The 20,872-nt window shown below is 60.9% G+C and carries 18 protein-coding genes; 11 read left to right on the forward strand and 7 right to left on the reverse strand.

Annotated elements, in window-relative coordinates:
* The first annotated feature begins 119 nt into the window (after nucleotides 1-119).
* The 3 genes from BN2154_RS07635 to BN2154_RS07650 all read left to right on the forward strand — a co-directional run bounded on the left by BN2154_RS07635 (nucleotide 120) and on the right by BN2154_RS07650 (nucleotide 5,581).
* Nucleotides 120-1,298: an IS110 family RNA-guided transposase gene (locus BN2154_RS07635; RefSeq protein WP_050617779.1), complete on the forward strand. Its 1,179-nt coding sequence runs from the start codon at nucleotides 120-122 to the stop codon at nucleotides 1,296-1,298.
* Between the two features lie 625 nt (nucleotides 1,299-1,923).
* Nucleotides 1,924-3,759: an ABC transporter ATP-binding protein gene (locus BN2154_RS07645; RefSeq protein WP_050618249.1), complete on the forward strand. Its 1,836-nt coding sequence runs from the start codon at nucleotides 1,924-1,926 to the stop codon at nucleotides 3,757-3,759.
* On the forward strand, nucleotides 3,749-5,581 hold the full coding sequence (locus BN2154_RS07650) for an ABC transporter ATP-binding protein (protein ID WP_050618250.1): 1,833 nt from the start codon (nucleotides 3,749-3,751) through the stop codon (nucleotides 5,579-5,581). The genes BN2154_RS07645 and BN2154_RS07650 overlap by 11 nt, the downstream gene beginning before the upstream one ends.
* Nucleotides 5,582-5,635: 54 nt before the next feature.
* Here BN2154_RS07650 and BN2154_RS16035 read toward each other — a convergent pair whose 3' ends face one another.
* Together BN2154_RS16035 and ypeB are read right to left on the reverse strand one after the other, a co-directional pair.
* Nucleotides 5,636-5,869, reverse strand: a complete 234-nt coding sequence (locus BN2154_RS16035) for a heavy-metal-associated domain-containing protein (RefSeq protein ID WP_195892325.1) — start codon at nucleotides 5,867-5,869, stop codon at nucleotides 5,636-5,638.
* A 58-nt stretch (nucleotides 5,870-5,927) separates the two neighbouring features.
* The gene (gene ypeB, locus BN2154_RS07660; protein ID WP_242853718.1) at nucleotides 5,928-7,298 is read right to left on the reverse strand and encodes a germination protein YpeB; all 1,371 of its coding nucleotides are present in this window, start codon (nucleotides 7,296-7,298) and stop codon (nucleotides 5,928-5,930) included.
* Between the two features lie 418 nt (nucleotides 7,299-7,716).
* On the opposite strand from ypeB, the gene abc-f reads away from it, so the two are divergent.
* Nucleotides 7,717-9,195 (forward strand): ribosomal protection-like ABC-F family protein, encoded by a 1,479-nt coding sequence (gene abc-f / locus BN2154_RS07665; protein ID WP_050618252.1) that lies wholly within the window; start codon nucleotides 7,717-7,719, stop codon nucleotides 9,193-9,195.
* 69 nt (nucleotides 9,196-9,264) lie between these two features.
* On the opposite strand, the gene gltX is transcribed toward abc-f, so the two are convergent.
* Nucleotides 9,265-10,755, reverse strand: a complete 1,491-nt coding sequence (gene gltX / locus BN2154_RS07670) for a glutamate--tRNA ligase (protein ID WP_050618253.1) — start codon at nucleotides 10,753-10,755, stop codon at nucleotides 9,265-9,267.
* A 142-nt stretch (nucleotides 10,756-10,897) separates the two neighbouring features.
* Between gltX and trpS the strand changes: the two genes are divergently transcribed.
* Genes trpS through BN2154_RS07690 form a run of 4 tightly spaced genes read left to right on the forward strand, consistent with a single transcriptional unit; the run spans nucleotide 10,898 to nucleotide 15,025 of the window.
* Nucleotides 10,898-11,905, forward strand: a complete 1,008-nt coding sequence (gene trpS / locus BN2154_RS07675; protein WP_050618254.1) for a tryptophan--tRNA ligase — start codon at nucleotides 10,898-10,900, stop codon at nucleotides 11,903-11,905.
* Nucleotides 11,906-11,925: 20 nt separating this feature from the next.
* A complete protein-coding gene (locus BN2154_RS07680) occupies nucleotides 11,926-13,047 on the forward strand; it encodes an MraY family glycosyltransferase (RefSeq protein WP_050618255.1) in 1,122 nt (373 codons plus the stop codon).
* A complete protein-coding gene (gene wecB / locus BN2154_RS07685; protein WP_050618256.1) occupies nucleotides 13,044-14,195 on the forward strand; it encodes a non-hydrolyzing UDP-N-acetylglucosamine 2-epimerase in 1,152 nt (383 codons plus the stop codon). Before BN2154_RS07680 ends, wecB begins: the two co-directional genes overlap by 4 nt.
* Nucleotides 14,196-14,233: 38 nt before the next feature.
* Nucleotides 14,234-15,025, forward strand: a complete 792-nt coding sequence (locus BN2154_RS07690; protein WP_050618257.1) for a hypothetical protein — start codon at nucleotides 14,234-14,236, stop codon at nucleotides 15,023-15,025.
* 51 nt (nucleotides 15,026-15,076) lie between these two features.
* Here the strand turns inward: BN2154_RS07690 and BN2154_RS07695 are convergent, their stop codons facing one another.
* Nucleotides 15,077-15,529 (reverse strand): hypothetical protein, encoded by a 453-nt coding sequence (locus BN2154_RS07695; protein WP_050618258.1) that lies wholly within the window; start codon nucleotides 15,527-15,529, stop codon nucleotides 15,077-15,079.
* A gap of 737 nt (nucleotides 15,530-16,266) precedes the next feature.
* On the reverse strand, nucleotides 16,267-16,548 hold the full coding sequence (locus tag BN2154_RS07705) for a hypothetical protein (protein ID WP_050618260.1): 282 nt from the start codon (nucleotides 16,546-16,548) through the stop codon (nucleotides 16,267-16,269).
* A 136-nt stretch (nucleotides 16,549-16,684) separates the two neighbouring features.
* On the opposite strand from BN2154_RS07705, the gene BN2154_RS07710 reads away from it, so the two are divergent.
* Genes BN2154_RS07710 through BN2154_RS07720 form a run of 3 tightly spaced genes read left to right on the forward strand, consistent with a single transcriptional unit; the run spans nucleotide 16,685 to nucleotide 19,388 of the window.
* Nucleotides 16,685-17,152 (forward strand): YfcE family phosphodiesterase, encoded by a 468-nt coding sequence (locus tag BN2154_RS07710; protein WP_050618261.1) that lies wholly within the window; start codon nucleotides 16,685-16,687, stop codon nucleotides 17,150-17,152.
* Between the two features lie 44 nt (nucleotides 17,153-17,196).
* Nucleotides 17,197-17,973, forward strand: coding sequence for a type III pantothenate kinase (locus tag BN2154_RS07715; protein ID WP_050618262.1), 777 nt, complete (start codon nucleotides 17,197-17,199; stop codon nucleotides 17,971-17,973).
* Nucleotides 17,974-18,014: 41 nt separating this feature from the next.
* Nucleotides 18,015-19,388, forward strand: a complete 1,374-nt coding sequence (locus tag BN2154_RS07720) for an MATE family efflux transporter (RefSeq protein ID WP_050618263.1) — start codon at nucleotides 18,015-18,017, stop codon at nucleotides 19,386-19,388.
* Between the two features lie 64 nt (nucleotides 19,389-19,452).
* Here the strand turns inward: BN2154_RS07720 and BN2154_RS07725 are convergent, their stop codons facing one another.
* Both BN2154_RS07725 and nth read right to left on the reverse strand, forming a co-directional pair.
* A complete protein-coding gene (locus BN2154_RS07725; RefSeq protein ID WP_094762412.1) occupies nucleotides 19,453-20,184 on the reverse strand; it encodes a chloramphenicol acetyltransferase in 732 nt (243 codons plus the stop codon).
* The gene (gene nth, locus BN2154_RS07730; RefSeq protein WP_050618265.1) at nucleotides 20,093-20,737 is read right to left on the reverse strand and encodes an endonuclease III; all 645 of its coding nucleotides are present in this window, start codon (nucleotides 20,735-20,737) and stop codon (nucleotides 20,093-20,095) included. Before nth ends, BN2154_RS07725 begins: the two co-directional genes overlap by 92 nt.
* Nucleotides 20,738-20,872: the final 135 nt, after the last annotated feature.

Raw genomic sequence — 20,872 nt, forward strand, 5'->3', positions numbered from 1 at the left:
CAGCCCTTTGCAGTTTTGTTAATCAGTTAAATACCGCCAGACGGTTTATGTGGAACAAGGCTACAAGAGCAAAGTGTTCTGTGGAGCAGCATCACAATCTTACCGTTGGAGGTTTTATCATGGTAGTTTCTGTTGGCATTGATGTCTCAAAGGACAAGCACGACTGCTTCATTCTCAACTCGGAAGGTGAAGTCCTGGCAGATGTGTTCACCATTCCCAACAACATGGATGGTTTTACCTGCCTGCTTCAGAAAATCCGGGACTGCACCACATCCCAGGACAAAATAAGAGTAGGGCTTGAGGCGACCGGACATTACAGCTACAACATCCTTGGGTTTCTTCTTGACAACGGTCTGGCCACCTATGTCTTGAACCCTTTGCGCACCAATCTCTACAGGAAAAGTCTCAGCTTAAGAAAGACAAAGACTGACCGTGTGGATGCACGAACGATTGCAGCTATGCTTCTGTCCGATGTAGGCCTCAAGCCCTACACAGACACAGCATACCACAATGAGGAGCTAAAGTCACTCACAAGATACCGTTTCGACAAGGTGAAAGAACGAGCCAAACTGAAATGCTCTGTTTCCAGGCTGGTCTGCATCCTGTTCCCAGAGTTGGAAAATCTGGTACCGTCCCTCCATGGGGCTTCTGTCTATGCCTTGCTGGAAGAGTTCCCTGGCGCCGTTCAGATCGCCGGGGCGCACCTGACACGACTGAAATCCCTTTTGACTGACGCCTCCAGAGGCCGTTACGGGCGGGACATGGCCCTGGACATCCGGGATGCTGCCAGGAATTCCATAGGCTCCAGAATGCCTGCCAAGTCCCTCGAATTGCAGCATACCATCCGGCTTATCCGGGAACTGGACGCTGAAATTGAGGAAATCGAAACAGAAATCCAAGCTATGATGGATGAACTGCACTCTCCGATCACGACCATTCCGGGCATTGGCTGTCGCATGGGGGCTATGATCCTTGCCGAGGTTGGGGACTTCTCCCGCTTTGAATCTCCCGACAAGCTGCTTGCCTATGCAGGGCTTTCACCATCGACCTACCAATCCGGACAGCTCAAGAACTGCTATCCGCACATGGAAAAACGCGGCTCCAGATACCTTCGCTACGCCATTTACAACGCCACCAAGTATGTCTGCTTATGGGACCCGGCCTTTGCGTCTTACCTTGCCAAGAAACGAGCGGAAGGCAAGCATTACAATGTTGCAATCTCCCACGCGGCCAAGAAACTGGTACGGCTCATCTTCGCTCTGGAGAAGTCCAGACAACCGTACCGTCTGGTAGCCTAACTTACTCTTGCTGGCATCCGGGGTCCTAACGGACCTCTACTTTGATATACTTTTTTTGAACCATCTGTTTTTGTACCACCGCCATTCATTTTGGGGGTTGACTTCTAATAGTTAATCTTTCTTGGCGTATCAAGGCGTTGTTCTGTTGTTGTTTAAAGCAAATTGCGTGCCAAAAGATTATCTTGCATAAAACCCCGCAATTCCAAGGCCCTTGGAGGACGGCAGAGCATTCCCATTTAAATCTGAGTTGCGAAAATGCATCCTGGATGTTGCGCAGTCGTTAAAACCGTGTGATGTAGGAGTAGGATATGCCCAAGGATAAAAATGCCTCTGCGGAGAAGTCTCTCTGTGAGACATTTCCGCAGAGGCGCAAAGACTTTTTGGAGGGGATTCAGGATACAGAAAACTCCTCCCCAATATGCATTCAGAAATCCGTGTATGAGACTGCGGTGGGCTTGACGAATTGCCCTGCCCGGGTTATACTGATAAAAACGCAGCATAGAGGCCATGCCGTCCCCATCCCGGAGGGCGCTGGCCGCGTATTTCCGGACAGAGATGACCTGCGGTCTTTCTGTGCGCCCCCTTGGGGCGCTTTTTTTGTCGGAAAAGAGAGGAGGAATCCTTTGTGGAACAAACTCGCCGCGGAAAGGCGGCGCTGATCTGGCACTTTTTGAGGGGGGTGCTGGGCCTTTTTCTAGCCGCACTGGTCTTTTCCATGCTGAACACGGTGTGCAATGCGGTGACGCCTCAGATCATTCGGACGACCGTAGATTCGATCATCGGTGACAAGCCGTTTGCCCTGCCAAATACTGCTGCCGAGTGGATGGGCGGCCTGGAGCTGACCCGGGCGCTGGCCTGGGCCGCCGGGGCGGTCCTGGCGGCGGCGGCGGCATCCGGCGTCTGCAATTACTTCAGCCGCCTGTGCACAGCCAAGTGTTCCGAGCGGTTCGTCAAGGGGATGCGGGACGAGCTCTACGGTCACATCCAGCGCCTGCCCTTTGCGTGGCACACGGCCCATCAGACGGGGGAGATCATCCAGCGGTGTACCTCTGACGTAGAGGTCATTCGCGGCTTTGTCACAAACCAATTTTTAGAGGCCTTCCGCACCATCTTTCTGGTGACCTTTTATCTGATGATCATGTTTTCCATGGATGCGGAGATCTCGCTCATCGCGCTGGCCTTTCTGCCTGTGGTCGTGGGCTACTCCGTCTTCTTCTACCGCAAAATCGCCAGCCGGTTCCTGGCGGTGGATGAGGCGGAGGGGGAGCTCTCCACGGCGGTACAGGAGAACCTGACGGGGGTGCGGGTGGTCCGGGCCTTCGGACGGGAGCGCTTTGAGATCCAGCGCTTTGATGAGAAGAACGAGCGGTTTTCTCAGCTTTGGATCAAGCTGGGGCAGATCCTGAGCGCCTATTGGGGCAGCGGTGACCTGATTACCGGCCTGCAGATCCTGACGGTGCTGCTGGCCGGGGTGCAGAAGACCGTGGACGGAGGTATCACCTCGGGGGAGCTCTTGGCCTTTCTGTCCTATAACGCCGCCATGGTCTGGCCGGTTCGTGCCCTGGGCCGCATTTTGTCCGAGATGAGCAAGGCCGGCGTGTCCATCGACCGGGTGAATGATATCCTGAGCGCCGGGGAGGAACGCCAGCCGGCCCAGCCGTTGAGGCCGCCCATGGACCGGGATATCCGCTTCGAACACGTCACCTTCGGCTATGAAGAGCAGACTCCGGTGCTGCGGGATGTGGACTTTACCATCCCGGCCGGGACTACCTTTGCCATTCTGGGCGGGACAGGCAGCGGAAAAAGCACTCTGGTCCACCTGCTGGACCGCCTTTATGATCTGGAACCGGGGCAGGGCCGGGTGACCATCGGCGGGGTGGACGTGGCGGAGATCCCCAGAGATTACCTGCGCAGCCACATCGGCCTGGTCCTCCAGGAGCCCTTCCTCTTTTCCCGCACCATCGAGGAGAACATCCGGGCCACCGCCCCACGGGCCGGCCGGGAGGAGGTGCGTCACGCCGCCCAGGTGGCCTGCGTGGACCGGGCCATGGAGGAGATGCGCCTGGGCTACGACACCATGGTGGGGGAGCGGGGTGTGACCCTCTCCGGCGGACAGAAGCAGCGGGTGGCCATCGCGCGGATGCTGATGCAGCAGGCCCCCATCATGGTTTTTGACGACTCCCTGTCCGCTGTGGACGCCGAGACTGACGCCCAGATCCGCGCCGCGCTGAAGGAGCACGAGCAGGGCCGCACCGTCATCCTGATCTCCCATCGGGTCACCAGCCTGATGCAGGCCGACCAGATTCTGGTCCTGGAGGGCGGCCGGGTAGCCGAGCTGGGGACCCATGCCCAGCTCCTGGCCCGAGGCGGCACCTACAAGCGCATCTATGACATCCAGATGAACCGCGACGACCGGGTACTGCTGGAGACGGAAGGGGGGAAAGAAGACCATGGCTTATGAGGAAAAGGAGTATGCCCAATCCTTTGACTGGCGGGTGTGGAGGGGGCTGATGCCCTTTCTGCGCCCCTACCGGAAGACCATTGCCCTGGTGGTGGTATTCAACCTTCTGTGCGCGCTGATCGACATTCTGCTGCCCCTCTTCCAGCGCTATGCCATCGACCATTTTATCGAGGAGGGGACTACGGAGGGCATGTTTGGCTTCGGGGTGGCCTACTTTGCAGCCATCCTGCTCCAGGCTCTTTTTGTGATCCTATTTACTCGCGGCTCCATGCGCATTGAGATGTACTTTGGGCGGGACCTGAAGCGGGCCTGCTTCGTCCATTTGCAGACGTTGTCCTTTTCCTACTACAATGTGACCCCGGTGGGATATATCCACTCCCGGGTCATGAGCGATACCAACCGCATCGCCACCATGACGGCCTGGAACCTGTTCGACATGCTCTGGTCCCTGGCCTATGTGCTGGGCGTTTTTGTCGCTATGCTGCTGCTGAATGTGCAGTTGGCCATGCTCATCATCCTGGTGGTCCCCGCGATCGCCGCACTCACCTGGTATTTCCAAAACCGCATTCTCCATTGGAACCGAAAGGTGCGCAAGCTCAACTCGAAGATCACCGGCGCCTTCAACGAGGGCATCACCGGCGCCAAAACATCCAAAACGCTGGTCATCGAGGAACAGAACCACCGCCAATTCCGGGAACTCACCGAGGAGATGCGGGCTTCGTCCGTGCGGGCCGCCCGGCTCTCCGCCGTGTATATCCCACTGGTGCTCTTTGTCAGCTCGGCGGCCACCGCGGTGGTACTGGCCAGGGGCGGCTTCCTGGTGGGCCGGGATCTGCTTCTGCTGGGGACCCTCTCCGCCTTCACCTCCTATGCGGTTGGCATCTTTGAGCCCATCCAGCAGTTTGCGCGCAATCTGGCCGACTTCATCTCCATACAGGCCAGCATGGAACGGGTCACCGGTCTGCTGCACGAGGTGCCCCAGGTGGTGGATGCGCCCCAGGTGGTGGAGAAGTATGGAGATACCTTTCACCCCAAGCGGGAGAACTGGGAGACCATCCGGGGAGAGATCACGTTTGAGGACGTATCCTTCCGCTATCCGGACGGCGACGAGGATGTTCTGAGGCACTTCAGCCTTCACATCCCGGCGGGCACCACCGTAGCCATCGTGGGTGAGACCGGGGCGGGCAAGAGTACGCTTGTCAACCTGGCCTGCCGCTTTTTCGAGCCCACTGAGGGCCGTATCCTCATTGACGGCGTGGATTACCGGGAACGCAGCCAGCTTTGGCTACACAGCAGCATCGGCTACGTGCTCCAGAGCCCCCATCTCTTTTCCGGAACGGTGATGGAGAACATCCGATACGGGCGGCTGGAGGCCAGCGAACAGGAGGTCCGCCGGGCGGCCGAGGCGGTGAGCGCCGATACCGTGGTCAACAAGCTGGAGCAGGGCTATGACAGCCCGGTGGGGGAGGGAGGAGACCGGCTGTCCACCGGGGAAAAGCAACTGATCTCTTTCGCACGGGCCGTGCTGGCCGATCCGCGCATCTTTGTGCTGGACGAGGCCACCTCCTCGATCGACACTGAGACCGAGCAGCTTATTCAAAATGCCATCGCCCGCCTGCTGGAGGGGCGGACTTCCTTCCTCATTGCCCACCGGCTGTCCACTATCCGACACGCGGATGTGATCCTAGTGGTGAAGGACGGCCACATCGTAGAACAGGGCCGCCATGAGGAACTGCTGCGGCGGCAGGGCTACTACCATACCCTCTACAGCCGGCAATTTGCCGAAGAGGCGGCGCTGCGGCTGCTGGAGAACGGAAAATAAAAGCAAAAGAAAGAAAACAGCCCCCGCCGTGACGGCGGGGGCTGGACAGCGGCCTCAATCGGTGAGCCAGTTGGTGGAAGAGCGGATGACTGAACGCTCCTGCTCCGAGAGCTGGGACAGGAGATCCTCCGGGCCGGTTTCAGAGGGGGCATAGTCAATGATGATGCGTCCATCCTGCGGATCCACATGCACGCGCTTCACACCGGGGAGGCGGCGGAGCAGAGCACTTTGACGCTCGACAGCGCGGGGACCGGACAGATAGTCCGAGAAAAAGGAGTACAAATCCATCACCTCTCACGGATAGAATCCCCGGCATAGACGTTCCGGGTTTGACCAAGGGGAAGGGCTAAATCACCAGCGTACCGGACTCGTCCTCGAGAAGAATGAGGATCTTTTCCTCCTGGCCGGTCTGCGCGTTGATATAGACCAGAACATGCCGGCCATCCGCAGACTGGCACTTGAACTCGTGCGTGAGCACCTCATATTCTCCGCCGGTGGGGATCAGCGCCAGTCGGTGGGAGAGGATATCCAGCTCGGGGGAGAGGGCCGCCTGGGCCTTACCCAGACTGACGGGGAAACGGGGCAGGTCCCGGAGGGTATGGTTCATCAGATAGCCCTCCGACTCGAAACCCACGACCCGTCCGTTGTCCAGGGCCACCGAGACCTTCACCAGGTCGGGATAACAGAGGACCTCGCCCTGCTGGGCGGCAAAGTTGATGGTGAGCACGTTGCCCTGGTCGATGAAGTAGCTTTCCGTCATATTGGGATACCCGCGGCTGGTCAAAAAAGCGGCTGCGGCGGCAACGGCCTCCTCCCGGGAGAGCGCCGCGGACTCCACCGGCCTGGAATGGAGCAGTTCCACCACCAGGCCACCCCGGCGGGTGACCTCCACATACAGCTCCCCGCCGTCTACCATGGCGGAGAAGGAGTAGGTGGGCAGTCTGCCGCTCCCGGCGGAGACCAGCGTAAAGAGCTCGGGCTTCAGGTCCAGAAATCGGGCGGCGGCCAGCCGGGCCTCGTCCTGCGTGACGTCCTCCCGGCCTTCCAGCATGGCGGGTGTCCGCCCGGCAATGTGCTCGGAGAAGGGACCGTCGTAAATGAGGGAGGGGAGCTCCGGAAAGTCGCTCTCCACCGTCTGATAGGAGGAATCGGCCAGCGTATGACCGCCTCCTTCGGCGGCGGAAAGGCGGGCCTCAGCGGCCTCCAGGTCTTCCAGGGTAACGGCTCCGCCCATCAGGTCGCTCTGGAGCCCCGCCACCCGGGCGGACAGGTCGCTGGCCCCCGCCGAGAGCCCGCGCAGGGCCTCCCGCTGCTCGTCTGAGCAGACCCCGGTGACGGCGGCGGATCGGGAAAGCGCGGCGGCGTAGTCTCCCGCCTTGGCCAAAAAGGCGGCGGTCTGCTCCAGCTCGACGTTGCTGTAGGGCAGCTCACCCAGCGCCATCTGGGCGGACATGGCCTTGCCGTAGATCTGGGTGCAGAGCACTCCCAGCATGGAGGGGGAGGTGGCGTAGATCCCCTTTTGCAGGGCCACATCCAGTTCGTTGAGATTGGCGGAGAGCTCGGCAAAGGCGTGACGGTAGCCGTTTTCCAGATAGAGGCGGTAGGCCTCTGCCCGGGCCCGGGCCTGCAGAGCGAGGCCGCCGACTACCACAAAGGCCGCGAGCAGAAAGCTGGCCGCCCGGACCAGGGTCCTGCGGCGGAAGATTTGTTTATGCATAAGAATGCCCCCTCTTTGCCATGCCCGCGCGCCGCGGCACAGCCATGTCGCCCCCATGACGGGCGGCGGCCTGAAATCATATCCCTATCTTGGTCCGGGCATGGATGCCTTATTCCTCCGGGGCTGTGAGAAATTTTGGCGCGGCGCTGCAAAGAGCTTTGAGACCATGCCCAGAGCCCGGTTTGACAAGCTGCGGGGGCTATGCTATATTAAACATAATATCGTAAGATTTGAGGTGAGAGGATGCGCAAATAACTTGCTGAACTGTTGTACAGCCAACGAGGCGGCCCGGGAGCCGCTGATTTGCTGTGCCCGTCGGCAAGCGACTGCGCTTCTCTCACGTTTTGCGCCGCCTATGGACAGAATGGGCGCGGAGCGTGGCCGCTCTGCGCCTTTTTTGTGCATATGGAGGTTTTTTATGGCTTTGATTGACATTTCCCGCCTCTCGTTTACCTACGAGGGCAGCTATGACCCGGTGTTTCAGGACCTGTCCCTGCAACTGGACACCGACTGGCGGCTGGGCCTCATCGGCCGGAACGGCCGGGGCAAGACCACCCTGCTCCGTCTGCTGATGGGGCAGGAGACCTACCGGGGGACCATCTCATCCCCGGTGGCCTTCGACTATTTCCCCTTTTCGGTGCCGGATGGGGCGCGCACCGGGGAGGAGGTGGCGGAAGCGCTGCACCCCGGCCTGGAGCGGTGGCGGCTGCTGAGGGAGCTGCACCTGCTGGACCTGGACGAGGGCGTCCTGTACCACCCCTTCGGTACGCTCTCCAACGGGGAGCAGACCCGATTCCTCCTGGCGCTGCTCTTCCTGGGAGACCACCGTTTCCTGCTGATCGACGAGCCAACCAACCACCTGGACCTGGCGGGCCGGGACCTGGCGGCAAACTATCTGGCGGGGAAACGAGGGTTCATCCTGGTATCCCATGACCGGGCCTTCCTAGACCGCTGCGTGGACCACGTGCTGGTGTTCAACCGGACGGGGATGGAGGTGCAGAAGGGGAATTTCTCCTCCTGGTGGGAGAACAAGGCACGGCGGGACCAGTTCGAGCGGGCGGAGCAGGCCCGGCTGAAAAAGGACATCCGCCGCCTGGACGAGGCGGCCCGCCGAGCCGCCGGGTGGTCCAACACGGTGGAAAGGACCAAGAAGGGGACCAAAAACTCCGGTCTGCGCCCGGACCGGGGGCTTATCGGGCACAAGGCGGCCAAAATGATGAAGCGCTCCAAGGCGTTGGTGGAGCGGCGGCAGAGCGCCGCGGAGGAGAAGTCCGGGCTCCTCCGAGATCTGGAGACGGCGGAGGCGTTGAAGCTCCACCCCCTGAGCCACTCCCAGCGGCGCATCTTGGAGGTGAAGGACCTCTGCGTGGATTACGGCGGCGGGCCGGTCTGCCCACCTCTCTCCTTCACCCTGGAGCGAGGGGAGCGGGTGGCCCTCCGGGGGCCCAACGGGGCGGGGAAGTCCAGCCTGCTGAAGCTGCTGCTGGGCCAAGAGATCCCACACACCGGCACGGTGTGGCTGGCGGGGGGATTGCAAATCTCCTATGTGCCCCAGGACACCGGCTTTTTGCGGGGGAAGCTGGGGGCATTTGCCCGTGAGAGCGATATTGACGAGAGCCTTTTTAAGGCCATTCTGCGCAAGCTGGACTTCCGGCGGGTGGAGTTTGAAAAGGACATGGCGGACTACAGCGGTGGGCAGAAGAAAAAGGTCCTTCTGGCCCGCAGTCTGTGTCAGCAGGCCCACCTCTACCTCTGGGACGAGCCGCTGAATTTCGTGGATGTGTACGCCCGGATGCAAATAGAGGACCTTTTGCTGACGTACCAGCCTACCATGATCTTCGTGGAGCACGACCGGGCCTTTACGGAGCAGGTAGCCACCAGCGTGGTGGAGCTGTAGGCGCCGGTCCTTATCGAAGATGAAAAAGCGGCGTCCTCCCAAAGGAGGACGCCGCTTGGGTACAGGCGATCACTGGGCCAGCTTTTCCATGCCGGTCCGGATGCGGCGGAGCGTCTCGTCCTTGCCCAGAATCTGGCACAACTCCACCGCCCCGCCGGGGGTGACGGCCTTGCCGCTGAGGGCGGTGCGCACCGGCCACATGATGCGGCCGTTCTTCAGCTCCAGCCGTTCGGCCAGGCCGATGAGCGCGTCGTGGATGGAGTTGTAGGTCCAGGGCTCTAACTGCTCCAGCACGGGCAGCACCTGCTGCAGGGCCTCCAGGGAGTTTTCCAGATTGGTCTTCATCTTCTTGTGCACGTACAGCTCGGTGGAGTAGTCGGGCAGCGCATCGAAAAAGTCCACCTGGGGAGCGACGTCCTCGAAGGTGTCGCATCGGGGCTGGACCAGGGGAGCGATGAGCTTCCAGTCAATGGCGGGATTTCTCACCGCTTGCCTCAGATAGGGCTCGGCGGCGGCGCAAAAGGCGTCCGCATCCATGGCCCGGAGATATTTGGCGTTGAAATACTTCAGCTTCTCCCGGTCAAAGATGGCGGGCGACTTGGAGATGCCGCCGATGTCAAAGCTGTGAGAGAGCTCATCCAGGGTGAAGAATTCCCGCTCACTCTCCTCGCCCTTAGGGGACCAGCCCAGCAGGGCCACGTAGTTGACCACAGCCTCGGACAAAAAGCCCATGGCCAGCAGATCCTCATAAGAGGGGTCTCCGTGGCGCTTGGACATCTTGTTGTGCTGGTCACGCATGACGGGGGAGCAGTGGATATAAGTGGGGACCTCCCAGCCGAAGGCCTGATAGAGCAGATTGTACTTGGGGGCGGAGGAGAGATACTCCGAGCCACGGACCACATGGGTGATGCCCATCAGGTGGTCGTCGATGACGTTGGCGAAGTTATAAGTGGGCAGGCCGTCGGACTTGATGAGCACCTGATCGTCCAGCGTCTCATTTTCCACGGTGATGTCCCCAAACACCGCGTCGTGGAAGGTGGTGGAGCCGCTGTCGGGGATACGCTGGCGGATCACGTAGGGGACGCCGCGTGAAAGATTCTCGTCGATCTCCTCCCGGGTGAGATGGCGGCAGTGGCCGTCATAACCGCCGACGCCGTTTTCTCCGTGGAGGGACTCCAGCCGCTCCTTATCACAGAAGCAGCGGTAGGCGCCGCCCTTTTCCACCAGGAGCTGGGCATACTTTCCATAGAGCGCCCGGCGCTCCGTCTGGATATAGGGGCCCACCGGGCCGCCCAGATCGGGACCCTCGTCCCAGGTGAGGCCGCACTTGCGCAGGGTGGCGTAGATGACGTCGGTGGCCCCCTCCACCAGCCGCCCCTGGTCGGTGTCCTCGATGCGCAGGATGAATTTGCCGCCGGAATGGCGGGCGATGAGCCAGGTATACAGGGCGGTGCGCAGATTGCCCACATGCATGTAGCCGGTGGGGGAGGGGGCGAACCGGGTACGGACCTCTCCGGTCGGGATGCGGCGCTCCATCTCCTCAAACCAAGTCATATCCATGACGATTCCTCCAAAACGATCTTTTGTGTGTCTGGGACCATTCTAACGGTGTGGGTAAAACTTGTCAAGCGGTGCGGGATGTGATATGATAATCAAGTATGTAAATCCAGGGTATCGAACCTGATTTCGAGGTGTTTGAAGCATGGAAAACGAGAAGAAAGTGATTCTGTCCGGCATCCAGCCCAGCGGAGAACTGACGCTGGGCTCCTATCTGGGGGCCATCAAGAACTGGGTGGAGCTGGCCGATGAATACGACTGTTACTATATGATGGCGGATATGCACTCCATCACGGTACGTCAGAACCCCGCCGACCTGCGCCGGCGGACGCTCACCCAGATGGCGGCCTATATCGCCTGCGGCCTGGACCCGGAGAAGAACACCATCTTCATCCAGTCCCATGTGCCCGCTCACGCCGAACTGGCCTGGGTGCTCAACTGCTACACCATGTTCGGGGAGCTCTCCCGCATGACGCAGTTCAAGGACAAGTCGGCCAAGAATGCCGACAACATCAACGCCGGGCTCTTCACCTATCCGGCCCTGATGGCCGCCGATATCCTCCTTTATCAGGCCGACCTGGTGCCGGTGGGCGGGGACCAGAAGCAGCATGTGGAGATCTGCCGCGATATTGCCAACCGCTTCAACGGCGTGTATGGAGAGGTGTTTCAGATCCCGGAGCCCTATATCCCCAAGGTGGGGGCCCGCATCATGTCCCTCACCAGCCCGGACAGCAAGATGTCCAAATCCGACAAGGACCCCAACGGCTGCGTCTACGTGCTGGAAAAGCCGGAGGACATCCTGCGCAAATTTAAAAAGGCCGTTACCGACAGCGACACCGAGCGCTGTGTCCGGTATGACCCGGAGCAGAAGCCCGGCGTGTCCAACCTCATGGCCATCTACTCCGTGGCCACGGGCCGAAGCTTCGACGAGATCGAGGCCGAGTTCGACGGCAAGGGCTACGGGGCGTTCAAGCCTGCCGTGGGCGAGGCCGTGGTGGAGATGTTCCGCCCCATCCGGGAGGAGACCGAGCGCATCCTGGCGGATAAGGCGTATCTGGAGTCCGTCTACCGCGCCGGGGCGGAGAAGGCCGGCTATGTGGCCAACAAGACCCTGCGCAAGGTCTATAAAAAGGTCGGCTTTGTGGCCCGCTGATACAAAGGAGTAACATACCCATGCCTTTGACCGAATTGAGCTTTCTCGGGCTGGTGGCCACCGCCCTGATCACGGCGCTGCTCATCTCCTTTGTGGCCACGCCGGTGGTCAAATCCTTGGCGCAGAAAGTGGGAGCGGTGGATGTGCCCAAAGACGGCCGCCGGATGCACGACCACCCCATCCCACGGATGGGCGGGCTGGCTATCTTCCTAGGCTTTACCCTGGCGGTACTGGTCTTTGCCGACCTGACCCGGCAGCTCCAGGGGATGCTGCTGGGGGCGGTGATCATCGTCGTCCTCGGCATCTTCGATGATATCTACGCCCTGCGGGCCTCCTTCAAATTCGTGGTCCAGATCATTGCCGCCCTGGTGGCGGTGCTCTACGGCGGCAACGTCATCTCCGTGCTGTCCAACCCCAATATCTTCAGCAGCAACCCCTGGTGGGTGCTGGGACCGCTGTCCATCCCCGTCACGGTGCTGTGGATCGTGGCTATCACCAACGCCGTCAATCTGATCGACGGGCTGGACGGCTTGGCGGTAGGGGTGTCGACCATCAGCTCCATGACCCTGCTGGTCATCGCCCTGACGGTGGCCGACTGGGAGGTGGCGGTGCTGATGGGGGCCTTGGCGGGGGCCTGCATCGGGTTCATGCCATACAACCTGAACCCCGCCAAGATTTTTATGGGGGACACTGGCTCCACCTTCCTGGGCTTTGTACTGGCGGTGGTGTCCATTCAGGGACTGTTCAAATTCTACACCATCATCTCCTTTGCAGTGCCCTTCCTCATGCTGGGACTGCCCATTTTTGACACGGCCTTCGCCTTTATCCGCCGCATCGCCCATGGGCAGAACCCCATGTCGCCGGATCGCAGCCACGTCCACCACCGCCTCATTGACATGGGCTTCAACCAGAAGCAGGCGGTGGCGGTGCTGTACGTCATCAGCGCCATTTTGGGCCTGTCCGCCGTGGTCCTGACCACCAGCGGCGCGCTGAAGGCGATGATGCTGCTTCTGGCCCTCTGCGCCGCCGGGGCGGTCTCAGCCCGGCTGTTTTGGGGCAATAACAACGGGAAAAACCACCCCGATGAACCGAGGAAGAACAAGCCGGAAGCCAAACCGGATGGAGGAGAGGACAAGCCATGAAGCCAATCCGTGTGATGACCATCTTCGGCACCCGGCCAGAGGCCATCAAAATGGCCCCGCTGGTCCGGGAACTGGCCGGGCGGGACGGCATCGAGAGCCTCTGCTGCGTGACGGCGCAGCACCGGCAGATGCTGGACAGCGTGCTGGAGATTTTTCGGCTGAAGCCGGACTACGACCTCAACATCATGGAGCCCAATCAGACGTTGTCCACCATCACCAGCAAGTGTCTGGCCGGGGTGGAACAGGTCCTGGGTCAGGCGAGACCGGACCTGGTGCTGGTCCACGGGGATACCTCCACCACCTTCGCCGGGGCGCTGGCTGCGTTTTACAGCAAGGTGGCAGTGGGCCATGTAGAGGCCGGGCTGCGAACCTATGACAAGTATTCCCCCTTTCCAGAAGAGATGAATCGGACGCTGGTGGGGGATATAGCCGATCTCCACTTCTGTCCCACGGTGGCCAACCGGGACAATCTGGCCAGGGAGGGGATCACCAAGGGTGTTTTCATTACCGGGAATACGGTGATTGACGCCCTGAAGACCACAATGGTAAAGGATTATCACTTTTCAACCGATGGTTTGAACCGGCTGGACTTTGCCGGCAAAAAAGTCATTTTGGTGACCTGTCACCGGCGGGAGAACTATGGCCGCCCCATGGAAAACATCATGGCGGCCCTGCGGCAGCTGGCCCAGACCTTTCCGGACGCCGAGCTGGTCTATCCGGTCCATCTGTCGCCGGTGGTGCAGCAGGCGGCCCACGCTGGGCTGGACGACCTGCCGAACGTCCATCTGATCGCGCCGCTCTCCGCGGACGAGATGCACAATCTGATGGGCCGGTGCTACATGGTCATGACCGACTCCGGCGGCCTCCAGGAGGAGGCGCCCGCCCTGGGCAAGCCGGTGCTTGTCCTGCGGCGCGAGACCGAGCGGCCGGAGGCCGTCGCCGCCGGAACCGTCAAGCTGGCCGGCACGGAACAGGAGGATATCTTCCGCATGGCGGCCGAACTGCTGGAGTGTCCCGAGGCCTATGCAGCCATGGCCCATGCGGTGAATCCCTACGGCGATGGATTTGCCTGCCGACGGATTGCGGATGCCATTGAGTGGCATTTTGGCCTGCGGCCGGAGCCGCCCCAGGCGTTTCGCGCGCAGTAAAAAAGGACGCCGCAGAAGGCGGGGGAGGTGGGACCGGCTTGGGACAGAAGAATAAGACGGTGCTCGCCCTTCTGATTGCCGTCGTCATTGTGGCGGCGGTGGGCGCCAGCTCCCTGTTCAATCTCATCAGTCCGGGGACCCCTGCTGTGGTGCTGCCGGCGGCGACTGAGCCCGGCAGCACGGAGGAGCCGGGTACACCCGGCGGTGACTTTTTCACGCCGGTGGAGGTCACGCCGGAGACGGTGCAGAGCGTGATCGAGACTCTGAGCCGCCCCAGCAACTATGCCCGGACGGTTACCATCCTCACCGCCGTCGGCGGGGATGCCTACGCGGCGGACACGGCCCGGGTGTGGGTGGACGGTGCGCCGGACACCACCTGGCCCCGGTGGACCCAGACGGAACGGACCAGACCCACCGGCCAGGTGGAGCACAGCATCATTGAGGAGACCGGAGAAGGGGAGGGAACGCTCTACCTCTGGTATAACAACGACCGGGAGTATCGCAGCTACCCGGCGGACCGCTGGTCGGCGGATCTGTCGCAGCGTATTCCGACCTACGAGGATGTGCTGGCGCTGGAACGGGACTCCATCACGGATACGGGTTACGAGGAAAAAAGCGGTACCCCCTGCATTTATGTCGAGGTGGAGGACCCGGAGCTGCACTACCGGCAGCGGTATTGGGTCTCGGTCAGCGACGGGCTGCTGGTGGCGGCCGAGACCGTCAAGGACGGCCAGGTGGTGCTCAGTGCCAGCGCCTCTGGCATGGAGTCCACCGAGGGCACCGCGTTCACCCTGCCGGACGGGACGGTGCTCCACCGCACCAGTGACTGAGCATGGCAGACAGGCACGCAGAGGGGCTCCCTCCGCGTGCCTGTTTTGACCTTATTCTTTTTCCTTGTCCTTATCTCTGCCGCCCAGACTGAACAGGAGCAGCAGGCCCAGGATAATGGCCATTTCGATGTTGTCTCCGTCGCCGTCCAGAAACAGGAACAGCAGGATGAGCAGCAGAAGGATATCGCCGGTATCAATCTCGTCCAGTTTCAAGCCCTTCAGAAGACCGGACAGCCAAGAGGCTTTCCGGTCCGGACCGCCCGGCGGCCCGGATGGTCCGGGAGGCGGCTGGTGGGCGGTATGCGCTCCCGCCGGCCCGGGGCCAGGGGAGGCGGCCCGGTGGGCCTGGTGAGATTCCGCTGCGTGAGTCGTCTGCGGCGGCGGCAGGTGCGCCTGACGGGAGGAAGCGCCGCCACGGGGCGGCTCGGGACGCCGGAAGGGAGGGGCGTCCTCCTCCACGACCCGGGTGTAGGTTGTGCCGTTGGGGATGTACCGGTTATACATGTTCGCCTTCGCCCCCTTCCTTGCTCTCGCGGAACATTCGAAGGGCGGCCCGAACCACCCGGGCCAGCCGGGCGGCCTGGATCGCCCGGTCTACCTTGGCGAACCGTTCTTCCTTGACAAAGGGGCGCAGGGCGGCCAGCAGGGCGGTCTTGTCATCGGCAGGACTGTTGTACTCGCTGATCAAACGCATCCCCAACTGGATGAGCCTGGGGTCCAGATCGGCCAGGGCGGACAGAGGATTGCCTCCGCCGTTCTGGAGCTCTTTCTTCGCATCCCCTTCACCCCGCTGGCCAGGACCTCCGCCCCCCTGGCCCAGCTCGGGCGGGACCTGGGCGACGCCCTCCGCTTTCTCTCCCGGGACAACCCGCGGCTCTTGAAGCTGCTGGTGGTGGTGGCGGGCATCAATCTGTTCCTCTCTTCTCTATTCACGGTGGGCCTGCCCTATCTGGTTAAGGTCCATCTGAGCCTCAGCGATCCGCTCTACGGGTTTGCCGAGGCGGCCATGGGCATGGGCTCCATCCTGGGCGGGCTGCTCTCCTCCACCCGGCTGGGCCGCCTGGGCTTTGNTGCCTGCGGCGGCGCGGCGTTCCCGTCCCCGGTCAGGGCGCGGGCGATGGACATGATCTGGCCCATGGCCTCCGGGTTGCCGAGTACGGCATTGAGTTGTTCCGTGAAGTCGTCGGCCATGGTTTGATCCCTCCAATCCAGTGCCGGGGAACTTCAGGCGGGGGTGCCCGTCATTTTCCCTGAATGGTCTTGTTGAGCTGTTCTACCACCTTGGCGCCGTTTGGGTCCTTCATCAGACGGTCCATCAGGCCCATAAGCTGGGAGGTGTCTCCCTTCATGGCGGCCTCCGCCGCAGATTTCAGGCCGCCGCCCGCGCTCTGGTTGAGGAGATTCATCAGATGCTGGGTCTCGGGGGCCTTGGCCAGGTTTTCCACCGCCGTCCTGTTCTTCAGAAGCTGGGCGGCTTGAGGGCTTTTCATAAGGTCGTTCATGTTGGGCTGACGATTTGCCATGGCAGTTTCCTCCTTCGAAGGCGGTACGGCCACGCCGGTCCGCCGGTTGGGGTTCCTAAATTTGGGTTCAAACTATTATATGTGCCGCGGCAGGTAAGGTGACTGCGCAGCGGCAGGTTCGGAAGAGAGGCACGAGATGAAAGCAGTGGTTTTTTCCGACTCCCATGGGGACACGGCTGCCATGCGGGAGGCGGTGGAGCGGGAGGCTCCCGATCAAATCCTCCACCTGGGGGATCTGGCCGGAGACGCCGAGCGGCTGGGCATCCGGTTCCCCCAAATCCCGCTGGAATATGTCTGCGGCAACTGTGACGGCTTTAGCCTGGCGCCGGCTGTGCGGCTTTTGGAGCTGCGGGGGCGGCGGGTCCTGATGATGCACGGGCATACCCATGGGGTAAAGACAGGCTATGGAGGCGCCATCGCCGCCGCCCGGCAGGTGGGCGCGGATATCCTGCTGTTCGGCCACACACACCAGGCGTATGCCGAGCGGCTGGAGGACGGGCTATGGGTGATGAATCCCGGTAGCTGCCAGAGCTGGGGTAGGTCCACTTACGGCGTTATTTTACTGGAAAAAATGGACACGCTGTGTTACACTGTACCAGTATAAACAGTATGAGCCCGCACATGGGAACATGCGGAGGAGGAAGTGCAATGCTGCTTGCCATTGATGTTGGAAATACCAATATGGTTTTTGGCCTGATCGAAGGGGACGCTCTGACGGGGAGCTTCCGGCTGATGACCGACGCGAACCGCACCTCGGATGAGATCGGGCTGGCGGCCTGGGACTACTTCCAGCGCTTCGGGCTGAAGACGGAGGATGTGGAGGACGTCATCATCGCCTCAGTGGTTCCCCAGGTCATGCACACGCTTTCCAACGCCATCATCAAATACTTCAACAAGACCCCCATCATTGTGGACGACGGAGTAGATCCCGGCCTGCCCTACGGTGTCAGCGGTGACGAACGGCTGGGCCCGGACCGGGCGGTGGCCTGTATCGGGGCCATGGCCAAGTACGGAGCGCCTCTGATCGTGTTGGACTTCGGGACAGCCACGACGTTGGACGCAGTCAACCAGGCCGGGGAGTACATGGGCGGCTGCATCACCGCGGGAGTGCGCATCGCGGCCGACGCTCTGTTTACGCAGACCGCCATGCTGCCTAAGGTGGAGCTGGTCAAACCGGACACGGTTCTGGGCTGCACTGCTGTGGGACAGATCCAGGCCGGAGCAGTGGTCGGCTATATCGGCGCCATGGAATACCTCATCCGGGAGGCAAAACGGGAGCTGGGCGGCGGCGATATCCGGGTGGTGGCTACCGGCGGACTGGCCCGGCTGATCGCGGACAACACCGGGCTCATCGATGATGTGGACCCGAGTCTCATCCTGGAGGGACTGCTCCTCATCTATAAGCGGTACAAGGAACAGGCGTAAGGGCGGCGTGCCGCCGATAAAAGAGGGAAGGGGGGGTACCCATGCCGGAGCAGGAAATGGATATGACCCGCGGCAGCCCCATGCGGCTCATGGTGCGCTTTTCCCTGCCGCTGCTCTTTGGGAATGCGCTGGAGCAGTTCTATAACATGGTGGATAGCTGGGTCGTGGGAAATTTTGTGGGGACCTCCGCCATGGCGGCGGTAGGCATTGCCTTTCCCATTATCTTTTTACTCACCTCGCTGTTTATCGGAATGGCTGTGGGCACCAGCATCCTGATCGCGCAGTTTTTCGGCGCAGGGGACCGGGACGGGGTCCGCCGGTCGGTGGACACGGTGTACGGCGCGCTGATGGTGAGCATCTTGCCGCTGACCCTGCTGGCTCTGCTGGCCTCCGGCCCCATCCTGCGGCTTATCCAGGTGCCGGAGAGCGTATATGAGGAAGCCCATATCTATTTGATGGTGGTTTTTGCCGGAATCATCGGCAATCTGGGCTATAACGTCAATGCCGGTATCCTTCAGGGGTTAGGTGACAGCCGGACGCCGCTGCTTTTTCTGTCGGTGGCCTGCGGCATCAACATCGTGCTGGATCTCCTGTTCGTGCTGGTGTTCCATTGGGGCGTGTTCGGTGTGGCGTTGGCCACCATTCTGGCCCAGTGCTTTTCCTGGATATTTGGTGTTTTTCACATCAACCGGACCTATAAGAACTTCCGCATCTGCCTTTTCAGAAGCCCCATGGATCGGGGACTGCTGAAGCGGGTCCTGCGGCTGGGCATACCCTCTGGCATCCAGCAGTGCCAACTGGCGGTGGCGGTCTTGGTGATCCAGGCCCTGATCAACAGCTTTGGTGAGGCCTTCGCTGCCGGGTTTTCAGCGGCCAATAAAATTGATACTTTCGCCTTCATGCCGGTGGACAGCTTTTGCCTGGCAGTCACCACCTACGTGGGCCAGAACGTAGGGGCCGGTCGGCTGGATCGGGTGAAGGATGGGGTGCGGAAGTCGCTGCTCCTGTGCGTGGGGACCTGCCTGGTCATTTCAGTGCTGGTGGTACCCAATTCGGCGTGGCTCATCTCCATCTTCAATAAGGACCCGGCGGTTATTGCGGCGGGACAGGCCTATTTGGTGCGGGTGCTGTCCACTATGTGGCTACTGTCCATTATGTATCCGCTCAACAACGCCCTCCGGGGCGCGGGCGCATCGGTGGTGCCGATGGTGTCCAGTATTGTGGCCCTGTGGGGGGCGCGGGTGCCGGCGGCCTATGTACTGGCCCATTTCTTTGGCAAAGAGAACCTCTACTGGGCCTATCCCATCGGCTGGACGGTGGGGATCGTCATCTCCGGGACCGTATACCTCCGGGGCAAGTGGAAGCTAAAATGCGCGGCTGGCCTGGAGTCTGTGCCAGATCCCGTGGAAGACTAAACGAGCGCGCCGCGAAACAACTGTTTCGCGGCGCGCTTTTCGGTCGGAAGTAGTGTAAAGGACGTTACAGCCCCGGGGCAAGCTGGTCCAGAAGGCCCTGGACCGCCTGGAGAAGCTGGGCGACATGCCACCCATCCAGCAGCCGGTGATTGAGCTGAACGGCATAGGGGAGGATAAGCCGCCCATTTCGCTCTTCATATTTGCCCCAGGTGATGCGGGGGATGGAGTCGTCTGGGTCGCAGTCCATCTCGTTGGAGAGTGAAGTAAAGGAGAACCAGGGTGTGCAGGAGATGTAGACCAGATCATCCCGGTTCTCCTGCTGAGCGTCGGGAAAGGGTTCCTTCTGAGTTAAGACCTGTTCCTCCGCCCGGCGGCAGAAAGCCTCCATTGTTCCGTCCAGAGGAACGTTGACTATTTTGATCAAGTGGGTGTCTTCATCCAGCACCACAAAACTGGGGTGAAGCCTGTCGTGGCGGACGATCCGATCCCCGCGGATTTTATAGAGGAAATCAGGCAGGCCGTTCATGGCTGTCAGGGTCGCATAGATAAGGGCGTAGTAGAAGGACAGTCCGTGTGCTTTGACATAAGACCGGAGGTTGGTCACGTCCAGGGATAGGGTCACGCCATAAAACGGGAAAGAGAGGCTGGAGAAAAAGCGAAAATGCTCTTTTCTCGGCCAGGAATGAAAGTCAATGTATTCCAAATCATGCGCCTTCCTTGCGGAAAAAGTCGCACCAGGGCCGCAGGGTGCAGTTGGGACAGTCAGGCTTCCGCGCCATGCAGACCGCCCGGCCATGGAGGACCAGCCGGTGGCAGAAGTCGTTGGATTCCTCCGGAGGCAGGATTGCCCGGAGCTGCTGCTCCACCTTGCCCGGGTCTTTGGTGCCGTCGGTGAGACCCAGCTTGCCGGAGATCCGGATACAGTGGGTGTCCGCCACCACTACCCCCGGCTTGTGGTAGATGTCCCCTAAAATGAGGTTGGCTGTCTTGCGGCCCACCCCGGGGAGGCGCAGCAGGTCCTCCATGGTGTCGGGGACTCTGCCGCCGTACTCCTCCAGAAGCATCCGGGAGGCGGCGACGATATCCCGAGCCTTGGCACGGAAGAAGCCGGTGGAGTGGATGTATTCCTCCACCTCGGTCACATCGGCGCTGGCCAGGGACTCCAGGGTGGGGAACCGGGCGAAGAGGGCGGGCGTGACTAGGTTCACCCGCTCGTCGGTGCACTGGGCGGCCAGGCGGACGGAGAAGAGCAGTTCATAGTCTTTGGGGTAATCCAGTGAGCAGATGCCGTCGGGATAGCGTATTTTCAGCTCCTCAATGATATGCAGCACGTCAGCTTTTTTCTTCATATGTGGGATTCCTTTCTTTTGTGTCGATTCATGGTATTATCATACCATAAACGGCGGTGAAATGCGACGGCCTTTTTCTGAGTATGACAGTTGTATTTCCTGGGAAGGTCCGGTATAATACCGATATATCGCTTT

Origin of the sequence: Intestinimonas massiliensis (ex Afouda et al. 2020) (assembly GCF_001244995.1) — a bacterium.
Taxonomy (GTDB): Bacteria; Bacillota; Clostridia; order Oscillospirales; family Oscillospiraceae; genus Intestinimonas; species Intestinimonas massiliensis.

Bases quoted from the DNA above. Each gene is read 5' to 3' on its own strand.
- BN2154_RS07635 (WP_050617779.1), top strand. From the start codon at position 120: ATGGTAGTTTCTGTTGGCATTGATGTCTCAAAGGACAAGCACGACTGC.
- BN2154_RS07650 (WP_050618250.1), top strand. From the start codon at position 3,749: ATGGCTTATGAGGAAAAGGAGTATGCCCAATCCTTTGACTGGCGGGTG.
- BN2154_RS16035 (WP_195892325.1), bottom strand. From the start codon at position 5,869: ATGGATTTGTACTCCTTTTTCTCGGACTATCTGTCCGGTCCCCGCGCT.
- ypeB (WP_242853718.1), bottom strand. From the start codon at position 7,298: ATGCATAAACAAATCTTCCGCCGCAGGACCCTGGTCCGGGCGGCCAGC.
- abc-f (WP_050618252.1), top strand. From the start codon at position 7,717: ATGGCTTTGATTGACATTTCCCGCCTCTCGTTTACCTACGAGGGCAGC.
- gltX (WP_050618253.1), bottom strand. From the start codon at position 10,755: ATGGATATGACTTGGTTTGAGGAGATGGAGCGCCGCATCCCGACCGGA.
- trpS (WP_050618254.1), top strand. From the start codon at position 10,898: ATGGAAAACGAGAAGAAAGTGATTCTGTCCGGCATCCAGCCCAGCGGA.
- BN2154_RS07680 (WP_050618255.1), top strand. From the start codon at position 11,926: ATGCCTTTGACCGAATTGAGCTTTCTCGGGCTGGTGGCCACCGCCCTG.
- wecB (WP_050618256.1), top strand. From the start codon at position 13,044: ATGAAGCCAATCCGTGTGATGACCATCTTCGGCACCCGGCCAGAGGCC.
- BN2154_RS07695 (WP_050618258.1), bottom strand. From the start codon at position 15,529: ATGTATAACCGGTACATCCCCAACGGCACAACCTACACCCGGGTCGTG.
- BN2154_RS07705 (WP_050618260.1), bottom strand. From the start codon at position 16,548: ATGGCAAATCGTCAGCCCAACATGAACGACCTTATGAAAAGCCCTCAA.
- BN2154_RS07710 (WP_050618261.1), top strand. From the start codon at position 16,685: ATGAAAGCAGTGGTTTTTTCCGACTCCCATGGGGACACGGCTGCCATG.
- BN2154_RS07715 (WP_050618262.1), top strand. From the start codon at position 17,197: ATGCTGCTTGCCATTGATGTTGGAAATACCAATATGGTTTTTGGCCTG.
- BN2154_RS07720 (WP_050618263.1), top strand. From the start codon at position 18,015: ATGCCGGAGCAGGAAATGGATATGACCCGCGGCAGCCCCATGCGGCTC.
- BN2154_RS07725 (WP_094762412.1), bottom strand. From the start codon at position 20,184: ATGGCCGGGCGGTCTGCATGGCGCGGAAGCCTGACTGTCCCAACTGCA.
- nth (WP_050618265.1), bottom strand. From the start codon at position 20,737: ATGAAGAAAAAAGCTGACGTGCTGCATATCATTGAGGAGCTGAAAATA.